We start from the raw sequence: 3,641 nt of genomic DNA, 5'->3' as shown, positions 1-3,641 counted from the left end.
GATAACAGCAAAATAGCGCTGTATGGGAGTATTGTATGAGTCATAAATTAAAGATTGTTACCATTGGTGGTGGGAGTAGCTATACACCTGAATTATTAGAAGGCTTTATTAAACGCTATCATGAATTGCCGATTACGGAATTATGGCTAGTGGATATTGAAGAAGGGAAAGAGAAGCTCGATATTATTTTTGATCTCTGCCAACGCATGGTAAAAAAAGCGAACATTCCATTAACGATTTATAAAACACTAGATAGACGTGAAGCGTTAAAAGACGCTGATTTTGTCACAACTCAATTACGAGTTGGCCAATTAAAAGCGAGGGAATTAGATGAATCCATTCCATTAAGCCATGGCTATTTAGGACAAGAAACGAATGGTGCTGGTGGCTTATTTAAAGGATTACGCACTATTCCTATTATTTTTGATATTATTAAAGATGTAGAAGAAATATGCCCTGAAGCATGGATTATTAACTTTACGAATCCAGCAGGAATGGTGACAGAGGCAGTATATCGTCATACTCATTTTAAGAAGTTTATTGGTGTGTGTAATATTCCTATTGGCATGAAAATGTTTATTACCGATGTTCTTAATTTAACGGAAAAAGATGAGCTTTCTATCGATCTATTTGGTTTAAATCACATGGTGTTTATTAAAGATGTGATTGTAAACGGTCAATCTCGTTTTGCTGAGTTATTAGATGGTGTAGCTTCTGGTACGTTAACAGCAGGCTCTGTTAAAAATATTTTTGATTTACCTTTTAGTGAAGGATTAATTCGTTCTCTTAATCTGCTTCCTTGCTCTTATCTCCTTTATTATTTTAAACAAAAAGAGATGTTAGCGATTGAAATGGGTGAATATTATAAAGGGGGAGCGCGTGCCAAGGTAGTACAAAAAGTCGAAAAACAACTTTTCTCTCTTTATAAAGACCCTCATTTAAATATCAAACCTAAAGAATTAGAACTCAGAGGGGGGGCTTATTATTCTGATGCTGCCTGTGAAGTCATTAATGCTATCTATAATGATAAACAAGCTGAGCATTATGTAAATATTCCTCACCATGGTCATATTGATAATATTCCTGCTGATTGGGCAATTGAAGTTACAGCAATTTTAGGTCGTGATGGCGCTAAACCGCATCCACGGGTGACACATTTTGATGAAAAAGTAATGGGTTTAATTCATACCATTAAAGGGTTTGAAATTGCAGCTAGCCAAGCTGCCATTAGTGGTGAATTAAATGATGCATTATTGGCAATGAATTTAACGCCATTAGTACTTTCAGATAAAGATGCAGAAATTCTGACTCGTGAAATGTTATTAGCGCATAAGGCTCATTTGCCTAATTTTGCTAAAGCCATTGCTGAGTTAGAAAAAACCTCTCATTAATAAGGATGTGAGGTTACATAATAAAAAGGAGACAAAATGTCACGTTTATTAATTGTGAATGCCGATGATTTTGGATTAAGTAAAGGTAAAAACTACGGGATTGCAGAAAGTTTTCGCTATGGTGTTGTGAGTTCAACAACAGCGTTAGTTAATGCAGAAGGCATTGAGCATGCTGCACAATTACGTCGTGAATTACCGGGTTTAGGTGTTGGACTGCATTTTACATTAACCATGGGTAAACCCTTGTCTCCTATGCCTTCTCTAACACGTGATGGTGTACTTGGTAAATGGGTATGGCAAATGGCAGAAGAGAATTCATTACCTATTGATGAAATTCACACTGAGCTAAAATCACAGTATCAGCGTTTTATTGATATTTTTGGTTGTCAACCAGACCATATTGATAGTCATCATCATGTGCATATGTTTAAGCAAGTTTTTCCTATTGTGGCAACATTTGCGAAAGAAAAATCGTTACCAATAAGAGTGGATAGACAGATTGCACAAAAAGAAGGAATGAATACAACAGGTGTAATCAGTAGTGATGGTTTTGATAGTCAATTTTATGGTGATGAAATTACGCAGGCATTATTTTTAAAAGCATTAGATGAATCGAAAGCACGCAATGAGAATTCATTGGAAATCATGACGCACCCAGCTTTTATTGATAATTCACTACGTTCAAGCGGTTATTGTTTTCAACGCTTAACAGAGCTAGAGGTATTAACAGAGCCATCTTTAAAACAAGCAATTATTGAAAAAAGCTATCGGTTAGGTACTTATCAAGACTTAACTTAGTTATTTATATTGGTGTTATTTCCCTGGTGTGAGTCTTTTGTACTAATTTACCTCTGTTTGTTACCACAACAGAGGTTTTTTATTTTGATACCCATATAAACTAAAATCGATAGCCGATATTGCCAATAAAGGCATAGCTCGGAAGACTTTTCCCGTCGATTTTATAATAGCCTCCTTCATATCCAAAGGTGAGAGCAATATTTTTTCCTAGGGTAAAGGTTGCACCTGTCCCCCAGCTAGGCGATTTAGATGAGTTATCTATTTGAGTTGGTGTCACAACTCTAAAACTGATATAGCTAACTCCAAGGCTGGCATAGAGATCGAAATAAGGCGTTATTGCATAAACAGGCCCCATAGAAACGGAGGCATACCGCAATCGTTGGTGATTGGAAAATGACTTTTGTGCAATGATGGTAGAAATTTGCAATGCGAAATTTTTACTGTTGGTGTTTGACTGTATTCTAGCGTTGATCCCGTTTAATGCCGGAGAGCCTTTGACGTGAACAGATGCATAACCTAAAGAAAGCAATCTATCATCGTCTTTAGAAAAAAGTGGCGAAGAGAACAATAACGAGGAAGAAAGAAAAATAAAATATTTAATTGGCATAAGCATGAGCTTTTATTGAAATAAGGCACATACTATCGAAATAATATATGCCTTTTTTTAATTAAAAATGATAACCAATATTCGCAATGAATCCATCTAAAACGATACGATTATCGGGATCTTTAAATTTATAACGGCTATTTTCATATCCAAGAGAAACAGATAGCATCTGTGCAGGATTGATAATTAATCCCGCTCCCCAACTAAATGTGTTTTTCTTGAATTTTTTCACATTTGGACCATCAGTTTTAAACTGAATTTGGCTCATGCCGGCAGTGCCATAGACACTAATAAATTCATTTAAACGAATAGTTGGGCCCGCCATAACAGAATAATAACGCGTATTGACATCTTTAAAAAAAGAATTAATAGGTTTATCTAAATCATATTTATTCTGTGCATAGGTTGTTGTTGCTAAAATACCAAATTGAGAATTAAGCTCTTGGCGAATAGAGAAAACGCCACCGTGCATTGGGACTTGGCCTGCCATTTTAATTTGAGCATAACCTGCTGAAATTGTAGTTTTTCCTAGTGTTATTTTATCTTCAGCGTGAACAGAAGAAAACGCGAGTAAATTAGCAATAAATATTGCTGATAGTTGTTTTTTATTCATTATTAACATTCCATAATTAAGTGATTAAAACCGAGAGATTATAGTAATGAGATTATTTTAAATGGAATAAAAAAATGATAATTAAATAAAAAAAGGTTTTTTTTTGATATGGAATAAAATAGATTATTTATTTCTTTAAAATAAGTTAAATTATTATTTATATTTAATATGCATTATTTAAAATAATGTTTTTATTTAAATAATATAATAAAAAACACAATTTCAGCAATAT

4 protein-coding genes are annotated in these 3,641 nt (G+C 34.1%); 2 read left to right on the top strand and 2 right to left on the bottom strand.

The features are described from left to right. Positions 1–35: 35 nt before the first annotated feature. Positions 36–1,391 carry a 6-phospho-beta-glucosidase gene (locus M983_RS07790; RefSeq protein WP_066749517.1) on the top strand — a complete coding sequence of 452 codons (1,356 nt, stop codon included), beginning with the start codon at positions 36–38 and terminating at the stop codon, positions 1,389–1,391. 36 nt (positions 1,392–1,427) lie between these two features. Further along, entirely contained in the window at positions 1,428–2,189 is a 762-nt protein-coding gene (gene chbG / locus M983_RS07785; protein ID WP_066749516.1) for a chitin disaccharide deacetylase, read from the top strand. Between the two features lie 100 nt (positions 2,190–2,289). Here the strand turns inward: chbG and M983_RS17035 are convergent, their stop codons facing one another. Both M983_RS17035 and M983_RS07775 read right to left on the bottom strand, forming a co-directional pair. Beyond that, a complete protein-coding gene (locus M983_RS17035) occupies positions 2,290–2,796 on the bottom strand; it encodes an outer membrane beta-barrel protein (protein WP_074388154.1) in 507 nt (168 codons plus the stop codon). Between the two features lie 61 nt (positions 2,797–2,857). Continuing rightward, positions 2,858–3,409, bottom strand: coding sequence for an Ail/Lom family outer membrane beta-barrel protein (locus tag M983_RS07775; protein ID WP_066749514.1), 552 nt, complete (start codon positions 3,407–3,409; stop codon positions 2,858–2,860). Between the last annotated feature and the right edge of the window lie 232 nt (positions 3,410–3,641).

The sequence above is a fragment of the Proteus myxofaciens ATCC 19692 genome (assembly GCF_001654855.1).
GTDB lineage: Bacteria > Pseudomonadota > Gammaproteobacteria > Enterobacterales > Enterobacteriaceae > Proteus > Proteus myxofaciens.
Note: the sequence above shows the minus strand (reverse complement) of the source record. Positions and strands in the feature narration are given on the sequence as shown.

Coding starts and splice junctions, on each gene's coding strand:
- chbG (WP_066749516.1), top strand. CDS start 1,428: ATGTCACGTTTATTAATTGTGAATGCCGATGATTTTGGATTAAGTAAA.
- M983_RS17035 (WP_074388154.1), bottom strand. CDS start 2,796: ATGCCAATTAAATATTTTATTTTTCTTTCTTCCTCGTTATTGTTCTCT.
- M983_RS07775 (WP_066749514.1), bottom strand. CDS start 3,409: ATGAATAAAAAACAACTATCAGCAATATTTATTGCTAATTTACTCGCG.
- M983_RS07790 (WP_066749517.1), top strand. CDS start 36: ATGAGTCATAAATTAAAGATTGTTACCATTGGTGGTGGGAGTAGCTAT.